The sequence below is a fragment of the Kribbella qitaiheensis genome (assembly GCF_042657745.1).
Classification (GTDB): Bacteria; Actinomycetota; Actinomycetes; order Propionibacteriales; family Kribbellaceae; genus Kribbella; species Kribbella qitaiheensis.
Map to the genome: position 1 here is coordinate 16,431 of NZ_JBHSKE010000013.1, position 21,677 is coordinate 38,107.

18 protein-coding genes are annotated in these 21,677 nt (G+C 69.6%); 4 read left to right on the forward strand and 14 right to left on the reverse strand.

Features of this window, described 5'->3' with window-relative positions; genetic code table 11:
* Nucleotides 1-8: 8 nt before the first annotated feature.
* Both ACFPJ1_RS12670 and ACFPJ1_RS12675 read right to left on the reverse strand, forming a co-directional pair.
* On the reverse strand, nucleotides 9-1,586 hold the full coding sequence (locus ACFPJ1_RS12670; protein WP_380103780.1) for an alpha-amylase family protein: 1,578 nt from the start codon (nucleotides 1,584-1,586) through the stop codon (nucleotides 9-11).
* Nucleotides 1,587-2,503: 917 nt separating this feature from the next.
* Nucleotides 2,504-4,252, reverse strand: a complete 1,749-nt coding sequence (locus ACFPJ1_RS12675) for a hypothetical protein (RefSeq protein WP_380103781.1) — start codon at nucleotides 4,250-4,252, stop codon at nucleotides 2,504-2,506.
* 224 nt (nucleotides 4,253-4,476) lie between these two features.
* Here ACFPJ1_RS12675 and ACFPJ1_RS12680 point away from each other — a divergent pair, with 224 nt between their 5' ends.
* A complete protein-coding gene (locus tag ACFPJ1_RS12680; protein WP_380103782.1) occupies nucleotides 4,477-4,734 on the forward strand; it encodes a hypothetical protein in 258 nt (85 codons plus the stop codon).
* Between the two features lie 245 nt (nucleotides 4,735-4,979).
* On the opposite strand, the gene ACFPJ1_RS12685 is transcribed toward ACFPJ1_RS12680, so the two are convergent.
* Nucleotides 4,980-6,170 (reverse strand): cysteine desulfurase-like protein, encoded by a 1,191-nt coding sequence (locus ACFPJ1_RS12685; protein WP_380103783.1) that lies wholly within the window; start codon nucleotides 6,168-6,170, stop codon nucleotides 4,980-4,982.
* A gap of 97 nt (nucleotides 6,171-6,267) precedes the next feature.
* Between ACFPJ1_RS12685 and ACFPJ1_RS12690 the strand changes: the two genes are divergently transcribed.
* Together ACFPJ1_RS12690 and ACFPJ1_RS12695 are read left to right on the forward strand one after the other, a co-directional pair.
* Nucleotides 6,268-7,251: a DMT family transporter gene (locus tag ACFPJ1_RS12690; protein WP_380103784.1), complete on the forward strand. Its 984-nt coding sequence runs from the start codon at nucleotides 6,268-6,270 to the stop codon at nucleotides 7,249-7,251.
* A gap of 132 nt (nucleotides 7,252-7,383) precedes the next feature.
* A complete protein-coding gene (locus ACFPJ1_RS12695; protein WP_380103785.1) occupies nucleotides 7,384-8,043 on the forward strand; it encodes a hemerythrin domain-containing protein in 660 nt (219 codons plus the stop codon).
* A gap of 10 nt (nucleotides 8,044-8,053) precedes the next feature.
* Here the strand turns inward: ACFPJ1_RS12695 and ACFPJ1_RS12700 are convergent, their stop codons facing one another.
* The 6 genes from ACFPJ1_RS12700 to ACFPJ1_RS12725 all read right to left on the reverse strand — a co-directional run bounded on the left by ACFPJ1_RS12700 (nucleotide 8,054) and on the right by ACFPJ1_RS12725 (nucleotide 14,086).
* Complete coding sequence (locus ACFPJ1_RS12700; RefSeq protein ID WP_380103786.1) at nucleotides 8,054-9,046, reverse strand: DMT family transporter; 993 nt, start codon at nucleotides 9,044-9,046, stop codon at nucleotides 8,054-8,056.
* A gap of 56 nt (nucleotides 9,047-9,102) precedes the next feature.
* Nucleotides 9,103-10,488 carry an RsmB/NOP family class I SAM-dependent RNA methyltransferase gene (locus ACFPJ1_RS12705; protein ID WP_380103787.1) on the reverse strand — a complete coding sequence of 462 codons (1,386 nt, stop codon included), beginning with the start codon at nucleotides 10,486-10,488 and terminating at the stop codon, nucleotides 9,103-9,105.
* Nucleotides 10,485-11,447 (reverse strand): methionyl-tRNA formyltransferase, encoded by a 963-nt coding sequence (fmt, locus tag ACFPJ1_RS12710; RefSeq protein ID WP_380103788.1) that lies wholly within the window; start codon nucleotides 11,445-11,447, stop codon nucleotides 10,485-10,487. The genes ACFPJ1_RS12705 and fmt overlap by 4 nt, the downstream gene beginning before the upstream one ends.
* Nucleotides 11,444-11,992, reverse strand: a complete 549-nt coding sequence (def, locus tag ACFPJ1_RS12715) for a peptide deformylase (RefSeq protein ID WP_380103789.1) — start codon at nucleotides 11,990-11,992, stop codon at nucleotides 11,444-11,446. Before def ends, fmt begins: the two co-directional genes overlap by 4 nt.
* 224 nt (nucleotides 11,993-12,216) lie before the next feature.
* Nucleotides 12,217-12,840, reverse strand: a complete 624-nt coding sequence (locus tag ACFPJ1_RS12720) for an HAD family hydrolase (protein ID WP_380103790.1) — start codon at nucleotides 12,838-12,840, stop codon at nucleotides 12,217-12,219.
* Between the two features lie 31 nt (nucleotides 12,841-12,871).
* A complete protein-coding gene (locus tag ACFPJ1_RS12725; RefSeq protein WP_380103791.1) occupies nucleotides 12,872-14,086 on the reverse strand; it encodes an MDR family MFS transporter in 1,215 nt (404 codons plus the stop codon).
* A 93-nt stretch (nucleotides 14,087-14,179) separates the two neighbouring features.
* Here ACFPJ1_RS12725 and ACFPJ1_RS12730 point away from each other — a divergent pair, with 93 nt between their 5' ends.
* Nucleotides 14,180-15,184, forward strand: a complete 1,005-nt coding sequence (locus ACFPJ1_RS12730; protein ID WP_380103792.1) for an ArsR/SmtB family transcription factor — start codon at nucleotides 14,180-14,182, stop codon at nucleotides 15,182-15,184.
* A gap of 12 nt (nucleotides 15,185-15,196) precedes the next feature.
* Here the strand turns inward: ACFPJ1_RS12730 and ACFPJ1_RS12735 are convergent, their stop codons facing one another.
* From ACFPJ1_RS12735 to ACFPJ1_RS12755, 5 genes are all read right to left on the reverse strand, one after another.
* Complete coding sequence (locus tag ACFPJ1_RS12735; RefSeq protein ID WP_380103793.1) at nucleotides 15,197-17,236, reverse strand: primosomal protein N'; 2,040 nt, start codon at nucleotides 17,234-17,236, stop codon at nucleotides 15,197-15,199.
* A gap of 117 nt (nucleotides 17,237-17,353) precedes the next feature.
* Nucleotides 17,354-18,547: a methionine adenosyltransferase gene (metK, locus tag ACFPJ1_RS12740; protein WP_380103794.1), complete on the reverse strand. Its 1,194-nt coding sequence runs from the start codon at nucleotides 18,545-18,547 to the stop codon at nucleotides 17,354-17,356.
* 223 nt (nucleotides 18,548-18,770) lie between these two features.
* Nucleotides 18,771-19,904, reverse strand: a complete 1,134-nt coding sequence (locus ACFPJ1_RS12745; RefSeq protein ID WP_380103795.1) for a winged helix DNA-binding domain-containing protein — start codon at nucleotides 19,902-19,904, stop codon at nucleotides 18,771-18,773.
* Between the two features lie 62 nt (nucleotides 19,905-19,966).
* A complete protein-coding gene (locus tag ACFPJ1_RS12750; RefSeq protein WP_380103796.1) occupies nucleotides 19,967-20,974 on the reverse strand; it encodes a 1-aminocyclopropane-1-carboxylate deaminase in 1,008 nt (335 codons plus the stop codon).
* Nucleotides 20,974-21,642: a GntR family transcriptional regulator gene (locus tag ACFPJ1_RS12755; RefSeq protein ID WP_380103797.1), complete on the reverse strand. Its 669-nt coding sequence runs from the start codon at nucleotides 21,640-21,642 to the stop codon at nucleotides 20,974-20,976. The genes ACFPJ1_RS12750 and ACFPJ1_RS12755 overlap by 1 nt, the downstream gene beginning before the upstream one ends.
* Nucleotides 21,643-21,677 lie beyond the last annotated feature (35 nt).

Genomic DNA, 21,677 nt, shown 5'->3' on the forward strand with positions numbered 1-21,677 from the left:
GGGCACTCCTAGCCCGAAGCCGGGTCAGCACCCCAGGGCTGCCCCCAGTCGTAGCGAACGGTGCTGTCGCCCGCGCGCCAGACGTTCGGCGTCGTGTTCACCAGCCAGTCGACCGGCTCGATCCCACCGGCGACGCCACCACTGAGCGCCAACCGTATACCGTCGCCAAGATCGCGATCGGTCTGCTCGGTGCGCGCGGCCGGATCGATGGAGACGAAGAGAGCGCTTCCCGAGCGAGCCACCAGGTCGAGGAACCGGCGGTTCAGCTCCCACGGCGTCTGCGGCGTGCACGGAACGCAGTCGGCGTCGAGGGTGAAGAAGCGGTTGTGCTGCGGCAGCCGGAACGCGAGCGAGTTGACGCCCATCTTCCGGGTCCGCTCCCAGTCCCGGCCGGACGTGTCGTCACCGGTGCGCTGGACGTCGACCAGGCCCGCGGCCAGGTGGCCGACCGTGTTGCAACCGATCAGTACGACGTCGTCGGCCGCCGCGCGGACCTCGCGGTACAGCGCGAGCACGATCTCGGCGGTGGTCCGGCCCGGATCGTGGAACTGCCAGCCGGAGTCCGTCAGCCGCGACCCCATCGCCGGACCGAAGCGGCCGAACACGTCGTACGTGCTGAAGTCGTGCTTGACCAGTTCGAACCCCCAGTCCTTGAACCGGCGCAGGTCCGCCCGCACCATGTCGAGCACCTCCGGGTACGACGGGTCGAGCGCGCGGCCCGGTCCGTCGGCCCTGCCGGGGCGACCCCAGGGACCGCTCTCCCGGGACAGCAACGGGCGGAACCACAGCCCGGGGCGCGCGCCGATCGCCTTCACCGCGGCGGCAGTCCCGGCCATGTCGTCGAAGAGGCCCGGGATCCCGCTCTCCCAGGGACCACCCGAACCGTTGCCGCCGGGGTTCCAGCCGTCGTCGACGACGCTGAACGGCTTCACCGGGTGACCGTCGGCCAGTTCGACGACCGTGGCCGCGTCCTGGAGGACCGCCTTCTCGTCGAAGCCCTCGCCGTACGCGTAGTACCAGTTGTTCGCCCCGACCACGGGCGCCGGCGCGGAGCGCTCGGGCAGGTGGGAGCTCATGGCTGCCACCGCGGCGTGCAGGGTGAGCCACGGAGTGCCGGCGTCCTCGAAGCGCCGTACCGTCGCCGCGGTGAGCGCCCGACCGGCGAGTTGGGTGGGGCCGCCGCCGTTGCGGAGGTCCAGCCAGAGGGTGATGCCGGTTTGGTCGACGGTCCAGGAGCAGAACGCGCTGGGGTGAACGTCCACGCCCATTCCGGTCGTGGTGCCGGTCTGGCGGTCGTGGACCAGCCAGTACCAGGGCAGGAGCCGCTCGGGTTGCAGGTGCCTCCACTGGAGATCGCCGTACGACCGCTCCCACGCGTCACCGAGCACCAGCGCCTCGGCCGGTACTGCCTCGTCCCACCGGAGCGCCACGCGAGAGACTCCGCCCACCGCGCTGACGACCACCTCACCCATCGGGGTCCATTTGACCTCGATACCCGCCGCGGACCAGCCGTTGCCGGTGCCCGGGGCGGTGGTCAGGGCGTCCGACGGACCGGCCTGGACGAAGACCTTGCTCGGTTCTCTCACTCCGCGTGCTCCTTCGCAGCATGATCGGATACAGGTGAGCGCTCTCCGGGTGCGGAGCGCCCGCCACTACCCTCACCCACGGCCGAACCGGTCGTGAAGGTGGAGGTCATGCTGTGACAGGACACCGTCCAGGTCGTCTCCCCCGACTCCAGCCGCCCGCGCGCGGGTGACTCGTACTCCAGCCGCCCGCCGGACCATCCGATGGTTGCCGAGGACAACACCGAGGCGAAGGCCGGCAGGTCGTCGTACCCTGGTGGCGCTGACGACCCCGCAGACCCCGGCCGCGACCGGTCCCGAGGATCTCAATTCGGCCGGCTCCCGTCGCTCGACCGACGCCGAACAGCACAGCCCGACGAATCCGTCGCCGCTGCGCGCGCCGCCCACAACGAACCGACCTGCAGCACCTCGTCGAACTCGGCGACCCGGGAAGTACGCGTGCAAGAAAGGGGATGGATCGGGCGGACCTTGCCTGCGGCAGGGGGCTACCGGACTTACCCCACGGACTTTAGTTACTCGTTTCGATGACTGTCAAGCGCCGTTGATGACCGGACTCGCGCTGCTGTAGACAAGGGGTCGACAGATCTGGAAGACGCTGTTGGGCGGTGGATCTCGACGACGAGGAGGCCGGGAGTTCGCGAAGAGGTGGAGCATCCCGCCGGCGGCGTCGTCGTTGAGAGGCCGATCGCCGTGCCGCTCACCGGGTGGACGAGTTGCTCGCAGCCGAGGCCGCGTCGACCGGATCGGTGGCGATGCCCCCGCGAATCCAGGCGAACCCACTCGGACCCGCGCAGACCCGCGCAGACCCGCCTGGCCGTAGGTCGGGGTCGCACCAGTGAGCATGCCCCCGCCGTCCTAGCCGCTTTCGGCACGCGACCAGCCGCCTGAGTCTCTCACACAGGCGACGACACCACCGGTTGCTATCGGTCGACCAGCGGGTGCGTTCCGGTGTGGTCGACGCGGAACTTGAAGCCGTGCTTGGTGGTCCATTCCAGCGCACCGTCGTCCAGGCGGCGTACCCGCCAACCGCCGTGGGTCTTGACCCGGTGGCTGTAGCGCCGCAGCGGGGTGAGGTTGTCGGTACTGGTCTGCCGTGGTGGCCCGGTCGCGCTGAAGTCGAACGGCGCGATGTGGTCCAGATCGAGGCTGTCGGTGGTCTCGGCGGCGCCGAACACGAACTGCTCGACCGGGTGGGTGAGCTTGACCCGCTCCCGGATCCGGCGCGGGATCTCGTACGCGTCGACGCCGACCTTGCCGTTCAGATCGATGACCGGCTTGACGACGATCTGGTCGTGGCCGAGCAACTCCTCCAGCCGGGCCGCGAACACGGGACCGAAGCGCTCCACCCGCGCGACCCCACCGCCGGCCAGCAGCGTCTCGTCGGTGATATGCACATAGAGCGTCGTCCGGGCAGGCCTGCGCCCAGCGACACCGCGACCCTGGCCGCTGTAGGCACTCTCCTTGATCGCCGCCAACCTCCTCGCGACCTCCCGACGTCCGGCATCGTCCATCCCTGGACCGTCGCCCGGCGGTGATTCAGGAGTCTCCGCGCAGCGGTCGTCTGCTGCCCCTGGATCAGGCAGACCAGCCGAACAGAACAAGCGGTCGTAGGCCGGGTCGCTGGGGTGCGGCGGTTCCCGGTCGGCCTCATCGTGCTCGCCAGGCTCATCGACAACGAACCGTCCCATCGCCCCATCCTCCCCACCACCCGCAAAATCCGCGGTCTCGTCGGCCAACGGGACAGGGAGGTCGGCGGGATGCGCGGTGTGGTCGGTGGGATCTGGACCGGGGTTCGCGGCGCCTGTTCCGGCCTTGGCTGGTTCTGCCTCTGCTGATGCAGGTGCGGCGGCCTCGGGCGCTGCGGGTGTGGCGGTCTGGGGAGTGGTGGTGGTTGGGGTGAGGTGGTGGGCGACGGTGAGGAGCTCGTTGGTCAGGGCCGGGTCGGCGATGATCCCGATCGCCTTGGCCTTGCGCCGCGGCAAGGTGTCGGTATCACCGAGTTGCGCGAGCGCATCGGCGATCTGGCGAATGGTCGCCTTGAAATGGATCACGTCACCGGTCGCCGCCCGCACATACAGCGTGGTGGTGCCGTGATCGTCGGCGCGACCCGCCCAAACACCGCGCTCCTTGGCTCTGGCCTCGGCCGCAGCCCGCGCCGCGTCCGGGTCAGCCTGCTGAACAGCCGCCTTCACGATCCTGTCCAACCGCACCGGCGTCACGGTATCGATAATCCCCGCGACCCGACGGTCGACAATCTCGGCCGCCTCCACCGACAGCGCCAAACACGCAGTCGCGACAGCGCGGGCCTTCCACGGCTCACCATGACCGCCCTTGACCTGGGCCCAGATCCGCGGCAGCCGATGGCGCAACGCCAGCGACTGGCCGATGAAGACCGCCGCCGAACCCGCCGAGCGACCGATCATCGCCCCGAACTCGGCGACCGCGAACTCCGCGACACCAGGACACCCCACACCCCCATACACCACACCGCGTTCACCACCGGCCAACAACACATGGCCGGGGACCGTCGCCGGGTCGGGGTGCAGGTCGGCGAAATGCTGCGCGAGCTCGATCAGCCGCACCTCGGCCCGCGTACGCAGCCCATGCAGCTCGGCGGCCGAGGTCAGCGTCTCGGTCGCACCCAACTCAGCCACATCCCTGTCGAACATGCGTTCGACACTACCCTGAGTGATGACCCGATCGCAACTCAGCTGAGGACCGATTCGCCTTATCCACAAGGGATAACCTCACACCCGAAACGGCAGCAGCTGGTGTATCACGACTTGCAGACACACTGTGAGTAGGAGCAACTGACCGTCGAGTCCGGCGGCTTCGGCCGGCCCCTGGTGGCGATCTGCCGCACCCAGTGCTGCTGGCGAGCATCGTCAACTCAGTGGTGTCGCCTCGCCAGGTCTCGGCCCTGCGCTTCGACTTCGAGAACGCGACCGTCGAGCTCGACCACCTGTACGGCTACACGGACCACGACTTGACGGTCACTGCCACAGCGGGCTTCGGGGACGACGTCGCCGCCGCCTGGAGTGAGGACCCGGCCGGCCAACCAAGCAGCCATCTCGCCCAACTGACCGCACGGCACCGATCAAGGAGCCGCCTCAGCAGCCCCCGGCGTACGGCAGTGTCCTCGTGCGGTTGATCGCCATTCTCGCTCAACCAGTGAGCGACCAGCAGATGCTGATGAAAGGTCATGGGAGCTCTTCTGTGGTCGGGCGTCGGCGCCCGCCGCTGTCGAGCGGCATTTCAGGGCGCGCGGGAACCCGGCACTCCGAACTGGGAGAACCGGGCGGAGCGTTACCGACGTGCGAGTCTCATGCCCGTAGTCTCACGAGGCAGAACCGAACGGTGAAAGGGCTTTGACTTGGTAGCCGAGGCTTGCCGGGGTCAGGAACCTAGGCGCTCGACTGCCTCGACCAAGCGGTCGACGTCGGTGCGATCCGTGTACGGCGCGAGGCCCGCGCGCACAGCTCCGGTGTCTCCCAGACCCGCGTGGCGGGCCGTCTCCAGCGCGTAGAAGGTACCCGCCGGCGCGTTGACCCCGGCCTCCGCGAGCTTCGCCGCGACCGCGCGCGGCTCCCACCCGTCGACGGAGAACAGCAGAGTCGGCGTACGGCGCTGGGCCTTGCCGTGCAAGGTGACTCCGTCGATCGCGGCGAGTCTGGGCTCAAGCTCCGCGCGCAGTTCGTCCTCGTAGTTCTCCAGCAACGCGAGAGATCCGAGCAAGCGCTCTCGCCGGGTCGCCCCCGTTCCACCAAGACCGGCGATGAAGTCGACCGCTGCGGTGGTCCCGGCGAGCAACTCGTACGGCAAGGTGCCGAACTCGAACCGCTCGGGCACCACATCGCTTGCCGGGAGCAACTTGTCCGGGCGGAGTCCTTCGAGCAACGCAGGCGATGCCGAGAGCACCCCGCAGTGCGGCCCGAAGAACTTGTACGGCGAGCACGCGTAGAAATCCGCGAACGCGGCGTCCACCGGGGCGTGCGCGGTCAGGTGCACGCCGTCGACGTACAGGAGAGCGCCCGCCGCATGAACCTTGGCCGCGATGCTCTCGAGGTCCGGGCGGGTGCCGAGCAAGTTCGACGCACCGGTCACCGCGACCAGGCGGGTCTGTGCGGAGAGCAGCGGCTGGAGGTCGTCGAGTTCGGAGGTGGCGGGGTCGAAGGACAACCAGCGCACGGTGGCGCCGACAGCCTCGGCGGCCTGGATCCACGGCCGGACGTTGGCGTCGTGATCCAGGCGGGTCACGATCACCTCGTCGCCCGGCCTCCAGTTCTTCGCGAGTGTCCGGGAGAAGTCGTAGGTCAACTGCGTCATGCTCCGGCCGAAGACGATGCCACCGGGATCCGTCCCCAGCAGGTCCGCCATCGCCTGCCGCGCGCCGACCACTATCTCGTCTGCCCGCCGCTCGGCCGCGGTCAACTGACCGCGGTTGGCCAGCGCCGACACCATCGTCCGCGCGACCGCGTCGGCCACTGCCTGCGGTGTCTGCGACCCACCCGGCCCGTCGAAGTGCGCCGCCCCCTCCGCCAACGCCGGGAACTGCTTCCGGACAGCATCAACCTCAAAGTCACCCATGACGCCATCCTCCCCCGCCGCACCCCTGCCCTACCACCGATCGTCCATCTGCCCGCTTCCAGACAAAAATCTGAAAATGTCGGGGGTTTGCTGCAGGATGTCAGGAGTGAGCACCCTGACGACTCCTGACAAGCCGCCGGTCAAGGCCTGGGCCCCCACGATGCTGGTCCTCGCCGCGATCTGGGGCTGCAGCTTCCTCTTCATCTCGATCGGGGTCCGCGAACTGCATCCGGCGTACCTCGCGCTCGGGCGGGTGCTCGCGGGCACGCTCGTGCTGCTCGCCATCCTGCTGGTCAAGCGCGAGGCGCTGCCCCGCTCGCCGCAGATCTGGGCGCACACCTTCGTCGTGGGCGCGATCGGCTCCGCCCTCCCCTGGACGCTCTTCGGGTACGGCGAGCAGCGCATCCCGTCCCTGCTGGCGGGCATCTGGAACGGGATCACCCCGCTGGCCGTGCTTCCCATCGCGGTCCTGGTGTTCCGGACCGAGAAGTTCACCCTGCAGCGAGTGCTCGGCCTCCTCGTCGGGTTCCTCGGCATGATGGTCGTGCTCGGCGCCTGGCAGCTGCAGGGCGGCGCGGATCTGGTCGGCCAGTTGTTCTGCATGGGCGCGGCCCTCTCCTACGGCGTCGCCATCCCGTACCAGAAGCGCTTCATCGCCGGCAGCAACCTCTCCGGTACCGCGCTGTCGGCCGCACTGTTGCTCTGCGCCACCATCCAACTGGCTGTGGTCGCCCCGCTGATCGCCGGTCACGCGCCGCCGACACCGTGGTCGCTGTCCGTGGAGGTGATCGCCAGTGTCGTTGCCCTGGGCGCCTTGGGCAGCGGGATCGCGTTCGTGCTCAACCTGCGGATGATCCGGCTGATCGGCGCCAGCATGACCTCGATGGTCACCTACGTGATGCCGATCTTCGCGATCGTCGTCGGCGTCATCGTGCTGGACGAGCACCTCACCTGGTACCAGCCGGTCGGCGCGCTCGTCGTGCTCACCGGCGTCGCCGTCTCCCAGGGCGTCATCCGGCTACCGCGCTCCGGCGACCGGCAGAAAACCCCGACGAAGGTGGCGCCGGCTCCGGTACCGTGAAACGGCGGCATCGCGTCGGTTGGGGGGAACCATCCGGCAGCGTGGCAGCCGACACCTGTACTCCGGTACCGCCGGCACCAGGTGGTTCTGGACTCCACGGGCGACCGAGCCGCGTTCTCCGGGGAGGAAAAGATGAGCATCACCGCAGAGCCCGACACCCACGAGATGGTCGTCATCCACCGAGTCTTCCGGCGTGAGTTCCGCCTGCTGCCCGACGTGATCAGCCGCGTCGGCCCGGGCGACACCGGCCGCGCGGCGATCGTCGGCGAACATCTGAGCGACATCGTGCTGGCGTTGCACCACCATCACGAGAACGAGGACGACCTGCTGTGGCCGCCGCTGCTGGAGACGGCGACACTGCACACCGACCTGGTGCACCGGATGGAGTTCCAGCATGCGGCGCTGTCGACGGCGCTCGACCAGATCGACAAGCTGACGCCGGCCTGGCGGGCCACTGCCAACCCGGACGATCGCGACGCGCTGGCCCAGGCCGTCCGTGAGGCATCGGCGATCCTCGACGAGCACATGGCCGAGGAGGAGCAGGAGATCCTGCCGCTGGTCCACAAGTACCTGACGGTCGAGCAGTGGAGCAAGCTCGGTGAACGCGGCGCCGAGTCGATCGACGACAAGCACAAGCGGCTGCTCTTCCTGGGCGCGATCCTCGAGGAGACCTCACCGGAGGAGGAGCAGAACTTCCTGTCCCAACTGCCGGCACCGGTCAAGCTGATCTGGAAGTTCGCCGGCCGCCGCCAGTACGGCAACTACATCCGCCGCGTCCGCGGAACCGCGTGACAGCGCAGCGTCAGCGGCGGCGGAGGTTGGGGATCGAGGCGATCACGACAGCGGCCAGGGCGAGCAGGGTGCCGGCGACCACCGGCAGCGTGACGGCCTGGTCGGACGCGGGCAGGAACAGGTCGATGAAGAGGCTGGCGATCAGCTGACCGGCGATCGTGCCGAGCCCGAGGACGAACACGCCCACCACCCGCACCACCGCGGCCGCCGCGCTGATGAAGATCACGCCGCACGCGCCCCCGACGTACAGCCAGGGTTCGGTCGGCAGGCTGTGTGGCGCGCCACGGACGATCAGGTCGACCAGGAACACGACGAGCAGTGCGGCCGTGCCGACCAGGAAGTTGATCAGCCCGGCGGCGATGGCGCCGTAGGCGTCCGGTGATGCCGTGCGCGCGACCCGTCCGTTGATGGCCTGCTGCACCGCGGTACCGATCCCGGCCAGCGCAGGCAGTACTGCGAGCAGCAGGCCCGACGGGTGGTTCAACCGATCGGACACCGCCAGCACCACAGCGAGAAGAGCCACCAAGGCGCCGAAGATCCGCAGCGGCGTGTACGGCTGGGGACCGGCCGGTCCGAAGCCGAGGCGGTCCACCACGAGACTGCTGACGGCCTGCCCCGCGACGACCGCGACGGTGAACACGGCGACGCCGATCACCACGACGGTGATGGATTGCGTCACGACCAGGTAGGCCCCCGAGAGACCGCCGATGCACTGCCACCAGCGGAGCGAGCCCTGCCCGTCAGACGGAGTACGGACGGTCGTCCAGACCTGTGCTAACGAGGTCCGGATCCGCGGCACCACCGCACTCCCGATCAGCAGGATGACCAGACCGGAACCGAAGGAGATCAGCGCGGCCGCGATCCCGTCGCCGAGCCGGCCACCGAGTTCACCGTTGAGGCGGGACTGGATCGCGAAGAGGATGCCGATGCCGAAGGCTGCCGCCAGCCCGATGAGCTGATGCTGCTGGGCGGTCGGGGCAGGCCGGGAGGCGATCGTTGTCACCTCCCTATCATGACCGTTCGGCCTCACGCCCCTGACACCGGTCCACCGACCGAGCCTCAAGACCGCCGGATCAGAGCCAGGTACATCGCATCCGTCCCATGCAGATGCGGCCAGAGCTGCACATCGGGCCCCTTCCCCAGCGCCGGCACCCCAGGCAACAGCGGGCGGGCGTCCTCGAGCACGGCATCGGACCGCCGGGAGAGTACGGCGTCGACGACGGATCCGGCTTCCCGCGGGTGCGGTGTGCAGGTCACGTAGGCCACCACTCCACCCGGACGCACCGAGGTTATCGCCGAGTCCAGCAGCCGTTCCTGCAACGGCCGCAGCTCCTCGACGTCTTCCGGCGTACGGCGCCAGCGCGCTTCCGGACGCCGGCGCAAGGCTCCGAGGCCACTGCACGGCACGTCGGCGAGCACCCGGTCGAACGAGCCCTCCGGCCAGGTCGGCTTCGTCCCGTCCCCGACCAGCACCTGGTGGTCGCCCGGCACCGCACGCAGGTTCGATCTCACCAGCTCGGCCCGGTGCGGCTGCGGTTCGACCGCGGTCAACACCCCGTCCCGCTGGCTCACGATCGCCGCCAGCAGCGCCGACTTCCCGCCCGGCCCGGCGCAGAGATCCAGCCACTTGGCGTCCGATCCCTCGAGCGGCGCCGACGCGAGTGCGACAGCAACCAGCTGCGACCCCTCGTCCTGTACTCCGGCGCGCCCGGACGAGACCGCGGAGATCCGTCCCGGATCACCGCCACCCTGAAGCACCGCCGCGTACGGCGACCAGCGGCCGCGGGTGGCTCCGGCCTCGATCAGCTCGTCCAGATCCGCGAGGCCGGGCCTGGCCACCAGCGTCACGCAGGGCGGATCGTTGTCGGCGTCGAGCAACTCGTCCAGCTCGTCGCCGTCCGTGCCGAGGGCGTCCGCGAAGGTCTCGACGATCCAGCGGGGATGGGCCTTCGCGATCGCGAGGTGACCGAACAGGTCGTCGTCGAGCGCCGGAGCGACTGCGGCGATCCACTGGTCGAGGGACCGCTGGCTGACCTTGCGGAGCACCGCGTTCACCAGGCCGCTGCGGCTCTGGCCGATCTCCGCGCGGGTCAGCGTGACCATCTCGTTTACCGCAGCGTACGAGTCGACCCGCATGTTGAGGAGCTGGTGAGCGCCGAGGCGGAGCAGGTCGAGCAGTTCAGGGTCCAGCTCGGCCAGCGGGCGGGACACGCTGCGCGCCAGGATCGCGTCGTACGTGCCCTGCCAGCGCAACGTGCCGTGCACGAGCTCCGTGGCGAAGGCGGCGTCGCGGCCGCCGAGCCGCTGGTCGCGGAGCGCCTTGTTCAGCACGAGGTTGGCGTAGCCGTCTGCGGAGGTGACCTGGCGGATCACCTTGTAGGCGAGCTGGCGGACCTTGTCGGGGCGACGCTGCGGCGCGCGATTGCGAGGACTACGGTCGCTCACTCGGCGCCTGATTCCGAACCTGAGTCCGGGCCTGATTCTGCACCCAAGCGGTCCGCTTCGGTGATGCGGACGCCTCGGGCCCAGTCCGCGGCCGCCATCGGCTTCTTGCCCTGGGGCTGGACCGTCACCAGCCGGAGCGCCTTGCTGCCGGTGCCGACCGTCACGCTCGACTTGGTCGTCACCAGCTCGCCCGGCTTCAACTCGTCGTCGGTCAGGTCGACGTCGAGCACCTTCAGGCGCTCACCGCGGAACGTCGTCCAGGCACCCGGCGCGGGGTTGCAGCCGCGAACCAGCCGATCGACCCGCTGCGCGGGCGCGGTCAGATCCAGCTCGGCGTCCTCGACGTTGATCTTCGGCGCGAGCGTGACGCCGTCGGCTGGCTGCTCCCGAGCCTCCAGGACACCCGCCTCGATGCCGTCGAGGGTGTCGACCAGCAGCTTGGCGCCCGACTCCGCGAGCCTGCTGAGCAGATCGCCCGCGGTGTCCTTCGGCCCGATGCGCTCAGTCAGTACGCCGTACACGGGTCCCGCGTCGAGCGCCTTCACGATGCGGAAGGTGCTCGCGCCGGTCACGTCGTCGCCGGAGATGATCGAGTGCTGCACCGGCGCGGCGCCCCGCCAGGCCGGGAGCACCGAGAAGTGCAGGTTGATCCAGCCGTGCAGCGGGATGTCGAGCGCCGCCTGCGGCAGCAACCCGCCGTACGCGACGACCGGGCAGGCGTCCGGGGCGATCTCCCGGAGCCGCTCGAGGAACGCGGGGTCGCTCGGCTTGACCGGCTTGAGGACCTCGACGCCCAGCTCCTCGGCGTACTCGGCGACCGGGGAGGCGACCAGCTTGCGGCCGCGGCCGGCGGGCGCGTCCGGGCGGGTGACCACGGCGACCAGTTCGTGGCCGCTGGCGGCGACGGCTTTCAGCGCGGTGACGGCGACCTCAGGGGTGCCGGCGAAGACGACTCTCACAGACCGAATCCGTTCGTGGGGTGGGGCGAGACCTTGATCTGCGGCGGGCCGGCCAGGCCGGACCACTCCGCCTCGCGGATCGCCTTCATCGCGGCCTTGCGGGTATCGGTGTCCAGCCGGTCCACGAACAGCACGCCGTCGAGGTGGTCCGTCTCGTGCTGGATGCAGCGGGCCAGCAGGTCCGAGCCCTCGATCACCACCGGGTCGCCGTACATGTTGAAGCCCTTGGCGATCACGTGCTGGGCGCGACGGCAGTCGAAGGTGAGGCCGGGGATCGACAGGCATCCCTCCGGACCGAATTGCTCGTCGGCCGAGAGGCTCAGCTCCGGGTTGACCAGGTGGCCGAGCTCGCCCTCGATGAAGTATGTGAAGACGCGCAGGCCGACGCCGATCTGCGGCGCCGCCAGGCCCGAGCCGGGCGCGGCCTGCATGGTGTCAGTGAGGTCCGACACCAGCCGGCGGAGCTCGGCGTCGAAGTCGACGACCGGGTCGGCCTTGGTGATCAGGACAGGGTCGCCGAACAGGCGGATGGGCTGGACCGACACGCAAACTCCACAACACTCACCGAACGGGGACCAGCCAAGTCTAGTGGTGCACCACAGCACCCTTCTCCGGCCGCCCGCCGTCCGGCTCCGCGGCGGGCTTGGTGGCTAAGAGCAACGGACCCGCTCCCCATTGTTGCCACAAGCACGTACTGTGGTCCCAGGCGTACCTACAGTAACTACCGTCACACGCCCAACGGGAGACCACAATGCCCACCGCCTGACGGTCAGGGACGGAGGTTGATCCCCCGGTCCCTGAGCTGGTTGCGCAGGGTCTGGCCGTCGACGAACAGCTCGGCGTCGAAGCCGACTGCCCGGGCGGCGTCCACGTTGTACTGCTTGTCGTCCATGTAGAAACTGCGCGCCGGATCGAGGTCGTAGCGTTCGAGCAGGATGCGGTAGATCGTCTCGCCGGGCTTGACCGTGCGCTCGGTGCCGGATACCACCTCGCCGTCGAAGCCGGCCAGGATCGGGAACGTCTGCTGCGCCACGGCCCACTTCTCGTCCGAGAAGTTGGTCAGCGCGTACGTCGGCACGCCCAGCTCGCGGAGCTCGGTGAGCACGGCCGCGGAGTCCTCGAAGAGGCCCTTCGCCATCTTGAGCCAGCCCGTGTCGTAGGCCTCGATCCACTCCGCGTGCTCGGGGTGCAGGGAGGTGAGCTCGGCGACCGCCTCGGCCCAGGGCCGGCCCGCGTCCTGCTGCTGGTTCCAGACCGGGGTGGCGATCTTCGTCAGGAAGTGCTCGCGCTGCTCCTGGTCGGGGATCAGCTCCTCGTAGAGGTAGTCCGGGCTCCAGTCCAGCAGCACCCCACCGATATCGAACACGACCTGGTCGACCTTCTGCTTACTCATGACCGCAACCCTACGGAATGATCCGGGCCGCTCAGGAAGGAGTCGGCGCCGGAATCGCCGCGGCAGCGCGGGCCCGGGCGTGAAGAGCGGGAGCCAGAGCCAGTTGGGCGGCGAAAAGGACGACTCCCAGCACGGCGCAGGCGAGCCACACCGTCGTACGACCGGCGTGTTCCAGGGTGTTCGTGCCGAGCAGCGGGCCGATGACGCTGCCGAGGCCGAACGACATGCTGCCGGCCAGGCCCATGTAGCCGCCGCGCAGGTCGACCGGAGCGAGGTCGGCGAAGACCGCGCCGATCACGGCGGCGAAGCCGATCTCGCCGATCGTCCAGACCACCACGGACAGCCCGTACCCCCACCAGCTGTGCACGACAGCGCCGAGGCCGAAACCGGCTCCGACGATCAGCATCGAGGTGGCCAGCAACTTCGGCCGGTCGAGCAGCGAGAGCCGGCGATTGACGAACGGCTGGACCAGCACGATCACCACCCCATTCAGCGCGATCACCAGCCCGTACGTCGACGAGGGCAGTCCGTCGGCCGCCATCGCCAGCGGCAGGGTCGAGTAGCCCTGGAAGTAGATCGTCGCGTAGCCGATCTGGAGCAGGATCATCAGCAGGAAGGTGGTGTCGCGCAGGGCCACGGGCAGCAACGGCCGACGAGGACCCTCGTCCAGCACCGGCCGGGTCTCCGGCACCATCCGCAGGATCACCAGCGCCGCGACGATCGAAGTACCGGCGTTGATCCAGAACAGCAGGTTGTAGCCGATGCTCGCGAGGACGCCCGCGCTGACCGTGGAGACGGAGAAGCCGAGGTTGATCGCCCAGAACAGCAGCCCGTACGCGCGAACGCGCTCTCTCGGCTGGAGCAGGTCGGCGACGGTCGCCTGGACCGCGGGCCGGAACAGGTCACCCATCAGGCCGACGACGAAGGCCGCCACCCAGATCGTCAGCATCGAGCGCGCCGAGCCAAGCAGGATCAGCGCGGCCGCGGTACCGAAGAAGCCGATCAGCATCGTCCGGCGGCGCCCGGCCCGGTCCGAGAGCCAGCCGCCGACCAACTGGGAGACGACGGAACCTGCACCGACAGCAGCGGCCACGGCGCCCGCAGTACCGGCGGACAGGTGGCGGTCCTGGGTCAGGTACAGCACCAGGAAGGGCTGCACGAAGCTGCCGAGCCGGTTCACCAACTGGCAGACCCAGAGGGCCCAGAAGGCTCTCGGCAGGGGCGGGGCATCAGTACGCGCGTTCATGGCTCCACTGTCGAGCCCGCGAGGAAGGCTGTCGAACATTAGGCGGAGGACTAATCGTCGATCGCAGCGTTGTCGCGGAGCTACAGTGCTCGGGTGATCACCATCAGGCTCAGCACCGACGACGTGAGCCGGATCAGGTTCGCGTTCTCGCCGGTCTGGGAGACGGTGACGAGTGTCCGGGCGCTCAGCAACAGCACGGCCGGCAGCGTGCACGGACCGTGGCTGCGCAAGGTCCGCCCGCTCTGCGTGGACCCGGACGACGACCTGCTGTTGCTCAAGGCCCTGATCCCGTCGGTGAGCTACATCCCGGACTTCATCACCCCCGCGCCGCCGCGACGGTCGACCAGCTTCGAGTCGGGCCTGGCCGCGGTGGCGGCGACACCGCATCACCTCGTCGTCGATGAACTCACCAAGCTGCACGCGGAGACTCCGCACCCGCTGCTGCCCGGGCTGATCGCGCATCCGCGCAAGGCCCTCGAGCGGATCACCTCCGCCCTCGACAACTACTGGCATCAGGCGATCGAGCCCGACTGGCGGCGGATGCGCTCGCTGCTCCAGGAGGATCTGGCGTTCCGGCTGGAGGAACTCGCGAGCGGCGGGGTGGACCGGCTGTTCCGGAACCTGCATCCGTCGGTGCGCTTCACCGGCGACCGGATCGAGATCGAAAGGCCGTACAGCTGCGACGGCGAACCCTTGCCGGGCCAGGGATTGCTGCTCGTACCCTGCGTCTTCACCTGGCCCGCTGCGCTCCCCGTCACGGCCGCGCCGCACGTGCCGACGATCACGTATCCACCGCGCGGCCTCGGGCGGCTCTGGGAGAGTCAGGAGGACGTGAGCGAGTCCCCGCTCGCCGAACTGGTGGGCCGGACCCGCGCCGCGATAGTGAGCCACCTCGATCTGCCGATGTCGACCACGCACCTGGCGCATCAGTTGGGGGTTTCGGCACCGACGCTGAGCGTCCACCTGGGCATCCTGCGCGCGGCGGGCGTGGTCGACTCTCGCCGGGACGGACGGGCCGTGCTCTACTCCCGCACATCGCTGGGCAACCACCTGCTGGCCGCGTCCCGCCCGGCCGGACTGGCCGCAGCAAGCGCCTGAGGCTGAGGCTGATCAGCCGAACGACGCGGGGTCGACCTGGACTCGGACGGAGCCGATCAACTTCTTGGTACTGCGCGCGGCCTGCCCTTCCTTCAGGGCCCGCGCAAGACTCGCACCGGCCGATCGCGGGGTCCGCACGACCGCCCGCGAGGTCTCGTCGTCGGTCGCCACCGGACCGAGAACCTCCAACCCTGCTTGCGGATCGATCAACTGCCGCACCCGGGCGACCAGATCGAACACCGCCTCGGTCGGCCCGGTGAGCTCCGCGAGCTTGGCCGCCGGAGCCAGCCGCGCAGTACGGCGCTCCTCCAGCTCGCGGGACGCGAACCCCTCGGGGCTCCACCGCACCACCGCCTGCAACGGCGTAGAGGACGGCTCGCCCACCATGATCACGGCACCACCGTCGCGAGCCGGACGAACCAGCGCCGCCGCGTTGAACCATCGCCGTACCGCTTCTTCCGGGGCGCGCAGATCCGGCCGGGCGAGCAGCAACCACGTGTCCAGCAGGAGGGCGGCGCTGTAGCCGCCTTCGGCGACTGGTTCCGCGCCGGGTGTGGTGACGATCAAGGCCGCCTGGTCGGACACCTTGTCGAGCATGTTGTCCCCGCCCGAAGTACGGACCAGGACCCCGGGAAAGGCCCGGCCCAGCTCCTCCGCGGTACGGCGGGCTCCGACGACGGCGGCGCGCATCCGGGTGTCGCCGCAGTCCGGGCATCGGTGGTCCGCCGCCGGGCGGCCGCACACGCTGCAACTCGGCGGCCCGGAACCACCGGTACGGCGCAACGTCCCGCCGCAGGTGGAACACCGGGACGGCGCACGGCAGGTCTGGCAGACCAGGCTCGGGAGATACCCGGCTCGCGGCACCTGGACGAGGACCGGGCCCGAGCGAAGCCCCTCGCGCGCGATCTCGAACGCCCGGTGCGGGAGTCGCGCGGCCCTGGCAGCCGGATCGCGGGCGAGCTCGGTGTCCGACTCCCCCGCGATGTGCACGGCCGGAGCGGCCGCCCGGACCACCGCGCGATCCGCGATCAACTCGGCAGCCCAGCCGGATTCCAGCAGCGCGGCCGTCTCGGCGGATCGGGCGAAACCACCGAGCAGCGCGGCGCACTTCTGCCGATGCGCCCGGAGCAGAAGCACCTCGCGCGCATGCGGGTACGGCGCGCGCGGCTCGGCGTACGAGTCGTCGCCGTCGTCCCAGAGCGCGACCAGCCCGAGATCCGCCACCGGCGCGAACGCGGCCGCGCGCGTGCCGATCACCACCCGCGTGCAACCTCTCAACGCCGCCAGGAACGCCCGGTACCGCGCGGTCGGGCCGAGGTCGGCCGAGAGCGAGACGAATCCGTCCGGCCCGAGCACCGCGGTACAGGCTTCGGCCAGACGCTCCAGGTCACGCGCATCGGGCGCGAGCAGCAACGCGCCACGCCCCGAGGACGCACAGACCGCCGCCGCCTGCGCGAAGGCGAGCGCCCAGTCGGCCCCCGGTACCGCGGTCCAGATGGCGCGGGGGGCTTCCGAACGAGTCAGGGCGTCGAGGAACCCACCGGCCACCGGGTACTGCGACCACTCCGACCGCGAGGCGGACTCGACCGGGCGGACGGGCTGGGAGCACTTCAGCGGCTCGGCCTCGACCTTGGCGTGCCGGGGTGGGACCGCCAGTCGGGTCACGTCCGCGAAGACCCCGGCATACCGGTCGGCGACGGCCCGGCAGAGATCGGCGACCTCGGGGGTCAGCACCTGCTCGGGTGACACGACCTTGCGGATCCGCGCGAGCTTGCCATCGTGGTCCGAGGCCTCCAGCCGGCGCAGTACGAACCCGTCGAGGTCCTTGCCGGCGAAGCGCACCTTGACCCGCGCGCCGGGCTGCGCCGCGTCGGCCAGATCGTCGGGCACCAGGTAGTCGAACGGGCGGTCGAGATGCGGCAGCGGCATGTCCACCGCGACCTGGGCGATCGGCAGCGTCGAGGTGATGCCGGCCGGCTCCTTGGTGCGGGAACGGCGAACAGTCTCGCGGAGCAGCGTCAACTGCTCAGGTGAGTCCCCGTTCTGTGCCACCGGTGAACTCTAGTCGGACCGGCCGACAACCGCCGGGAGGCCTGGGGACAACCGCGGCACCGGTCCGGACGGGCGAACCGCCCGCGACCTCGTCAGGTCGCGGGCGGTCACGGGGAACTACTGGGCGATCGCGGCCTTCAGTGCCTCGACGCGGTCGAGCCGCTCCCAGGTGAAGTCCTCGCCGGTGCGGCCGAAGTGGCCGTTGCGGGCGGTCTGGGCGTAGATCGGCCGGAGCAGGTCGAGGTCGCGGATGATCGCGGCCGGACGCAGGTCGAACACCTCGAGCACCGCGTCGCTGATCTTGTCCACCGGCACGGTCTCGGTGCCGAAGGTGTCGACATAGAAGCCGACCGGCGCCGCCTTGCCGATCGCGTACGCGACCTGGCACTCGGCCCGCGAGGCGAGCCCCGCGGCGACGATGTGCTTGGCCACCCAGCGCATCGCGTACGCCGCCGAGCGGTCCACCTTCGACGGGTCCTTGCCGGAGAACGCGCCGCCACCGTGACGGGACATGCCGCCGTAGGTGTCGATGATGATCTTGCGGCCGGTCACGCCGGCGTCGCCCATCGGGCCGCCGATCTCGAACCGGCCGGTCGGGTTCACCAGCAGCTTGTAGTCGGTCGAGTCGATGTCGAACTGCTCGAGCACCGGGTCGACGACGTGCTTCTTCACGTCCGGGCTCAGCATCGAGTCGAGGCTGATGTCGGCCGCGTGCTGGCTCGACACCACCACGGTGTGGATCCGGACCGCCTTGTCGCCCTCGTACTCGACCGTGACCTGGGTCTTGCCGTCGGGACGCAGGTAGGCCATCGTGCCGTCCTTGCGGACCTCGGACAGCCGCGCGGACAGCCGGTGCGCGATGGTGATCGGCAGCGGCATCAGCTCGGGCGTCTCGTCCGACGCGTAGCCGAACATCAGGCCCTGGTCGCCCGCACCCTGCAGGTCGAGCGCGTCGGACGACTCGTCCGAACGGGTCTCGTACGCCGTGTCGACGCCCTGCGCGATGTCCGGCGACTGGCTGCCGATGGCAACCGTGACTCCACAGGAAGCGCCGTCGAAGCCCTTCAGGGATGAGTCGTAGCCGATCTCGAGGATCCGCTCCCGGACGATGCCGGGGATGTCGACGTACGCGGTGGTGGTGACCTCGCCGGCGACGACGACCAAGCCGGTCGTCACCAGGGTCTCCACCGCGACGCGGCTCTTGGGGTCCTCGGCCAGCAGGGCATCAAGGATTGAGTCGCTGATCTGGTCAGCGATCTTGTCCGGATGACCCTCAGTCACCGACTCGGACGTGAAAAGGCGCCGTGCCACGGATTCTCCTCGGGTTTCCTCGTTCGCCACATGACAGGGCAGCCTCTCCCCCGTCACAGCACCGCCCCACGCGATGTATCTGGGAAGTATGCCAGCAGATCCGGCCAAGGTCCCGAATGACGGGCCGATCCGTTCGCTTCGTGAGATTCTGCGCCACATAGTGGACAACTGGGTATATGCGGATGGTGATGCCGATCCTACCCGGAGCGAGTTTCACGCTCACTCAGGCATGCGGACCGGTCTCCACCGGGCCGATGGTGAGCACCGGGCTCGCGTCGAAAATGTGACCAAGGCGATCGACCTCCGCATCGAGCGCGCGCAGCCGGGTGGGGCTGAGGGTGCTCAGTGGTTCCACTGTGACGTGGAGCTTGCGACCCGACTTCCGCTGATGCCACACCCCGGCGACGATTCCGTCCACCAGTAGCAGCGGGTAGTTGCCCGCCTGGCCGCCGGCCAGCGCCCGGGTCGATGCCCGGCCCGGGAAGAGCAGGTCGCGCGGATGGCTGCCCACGCCGTACGCGTCGAAGTACGGCAGCAGCCGTACTCCGGTAGCCGGCTTGTCCGTCATCGCGGTGTCGCCCTCGGCGAGCCACGCTCGGCTGCCTTCGAGGTCGACCTCCGGCAGGCCGTCGAACAGGTTCCGCACGAAGGCCGTCGAGGTGCTGAGCCATTTCGCGAACTGCTCGGGAGTCGCTGGGCCGTAGCTGCGGAGATATCGGTCCAAGAGCGCAGAGAGCGCTTCCTCCCCGTTCATCGGCTGGAACGGCGTGTACCGGTGCGGGTTCGCGTAGGTGACCTTGCGACCGCGATTGGGGCCGTAGGCAAGCATGCCCGCGTTCGCAGCATCAGGGATGACCTGCCGCCAGCGCGGCCAGAACACCTGGAACGCCGGCATCACCAGATCACCCGCCCACGAACCGGTCCGCGCGATCACCTGCTCGGACAGTTCGTCGACAGTCAGGTCGTCGTCAGCCAGCGCCGCACCGATCGCAGCGATCACCTCGTCGCGCTGATCGTCGGTCAGTCGCATGTACTTCGGCGCCGCCGGACCCTTCGGCAAAGCGGACAGCGCGCCCGTCCACAACGGCAGATCGTCGGCCGGCAACAGATGCACTGTTCCCCGCGGCCCGAACGTCCTCACCAGGCTGTGGTCCTCCCACAACGCCTTCTGAACGTCTGTCCGCGTGGCCCCGTCGACCCTGAGCGCGACCGACACCTCCCCGGCCGACAACACCTGCGCATGAGCCCCACACATCGCCCGTATTACGTCCGCCGGGCTGCTCGCCGCCGGAACGGCCAGGTGATGCCGGGCCATCCGGCGGGCGACCACGGACTTCCACTGCAGTTGCTCGCTCATACCCTGAGGCTAGAACGAGAAGCGGCCAGATCCTGACCGCTTCGATTCTCCGACTAAGCGCGTTACTGGAAGAGGCCGCTGTAGGCGTTGAGGGCGGGCTGGCCGCCGAGGTGGACGTAGAGCACGTTCGAGTCCTTCGGGATCTCGCCGTCGCGCACGAGGTCGATCAGCGCGGCCATCGACTTCCCTTCGTAGACCGGGTCGATGATCATCGCCTCGAGGCTGCCGCTGAGCCGGATCGCGTCCAGCGTCGACTGCACCGGGATGCCGTAGAGCTCGCCGGCCCAGCCTTCGAGCACCGTGATCTCGTCCTCCCGCAGCTCCCGGCCGAGGCCGATGAGCTCCGCGGTGTTGCGGGCGATCTTGGCCACCTGCGCCCGGGTCTCGTCGATCTTGGCCGACGCGTCGATGCCCAGCAGCCGGCGCGGACGATCCTGGCCCCCAAAGCCGGCGATCATGCCTGCCTGCGTGCTGCCGGTGACGCTGCACACGATCACCGTGTCGAAGAACACGCCCAGCTCCTGCTCCTGCTGCTGGACTTCCCCGGCCCAGTTGGCAAACCCGAGCCCACCGAGCGGATGGTCGGACGCCCCGGCCGGGATCGCGTACGGCGTACCGCCGCCGGCCCGGACGTCGTCCAGCGCTTGCTGCCAGCTCTCCTTGAAGCCGATGCCGAAGCCGGCCCGGACCAGGCGGACGTCGGCGCCCATGATGCGCGACAGCAGGATGTTGCCGACCTTGTCGTTGACCGGGTCCGGCCAGTCGACCCAACTCTCCTGCACCAGCACGGCCTTCAGGCCTGCCTTCGCTGCGGCCGCGGCCACCTGGCGGGTGTGGTTGGACTGCACGCCGCCGATGCTCACCAACGTGTCGGCGCCCTGGGCAAGCGCATCGGCGACCAGGTATTCGAGCTTCCTGGTCTTGTTGCCGCCGAAGGCCAGACCGCTGTTGCAGTCCTCGCGCTTGGCCCAGACCCGCGCCCCGCCGAGGTGCTCGGTCAGCCGATCGAGCGGGTGGACGGGGCTCGGGCCGAAGAGCAGTGGGTAGCGCTCGAAAGCGTCGATGGGCATTAAGCCTCCTGGAGTGAGCTGTCGAGCAGGGGGACGAGGGTCTGCCAGTTCGCGCGAGTCGCGGCGGTGGCGCGTTCGACGTCACCCGCCTCGCAGAGGGAGATGATCCTGTCGTGCTGGGCGACCGAGCCGCGGCCGCCGAGCGACGAGAACCTCAGGCGCTCGACGCGTCGCAGTACGGGGGTGAACTGTTCGAGGACGGTCTCGATCGCGCGGTTCGCGCAGGCGGCGACCGGTACGCCGTGGAAGTCGTCGTCGGCGGCGATCGCGGCGTCGACGTCGTTACGGCGCAGGGCATCGGCGAGGCGCTGGTTCGCCTCGCGCATGGCGTCGAGCTCGGCTCCCGACAGGTTCGGGATCGCCTCGCGTACTGCGAGCTCGTGCATCGCGGCGGTGACCAGCTGAGCGGAGCGGATCTCGCGGACGTCGAGCGGGCTGACGATGGTCGAGCGCCCGGGCTTGGTCTGCACCAGGCCGGCCTGTTCGAGCCGCGCCAGCGCCTCGCGGACCGGCGTACGGCTGACGCCCAGCCACTCCACCAGATCCGCGTCGTTGAGGCGCTCCCCCGGCGCGAGAGTGCCGTCGACGATGGCGTCCCGGATGGCGCGGTAGGCGTTCTCCCTCAGGAGCGTCCTGGAGACGAGCCCTCGACTGTGCGGCACTGGCATGCAATATATTGCACACGGCACAGAGCGATCTGTCC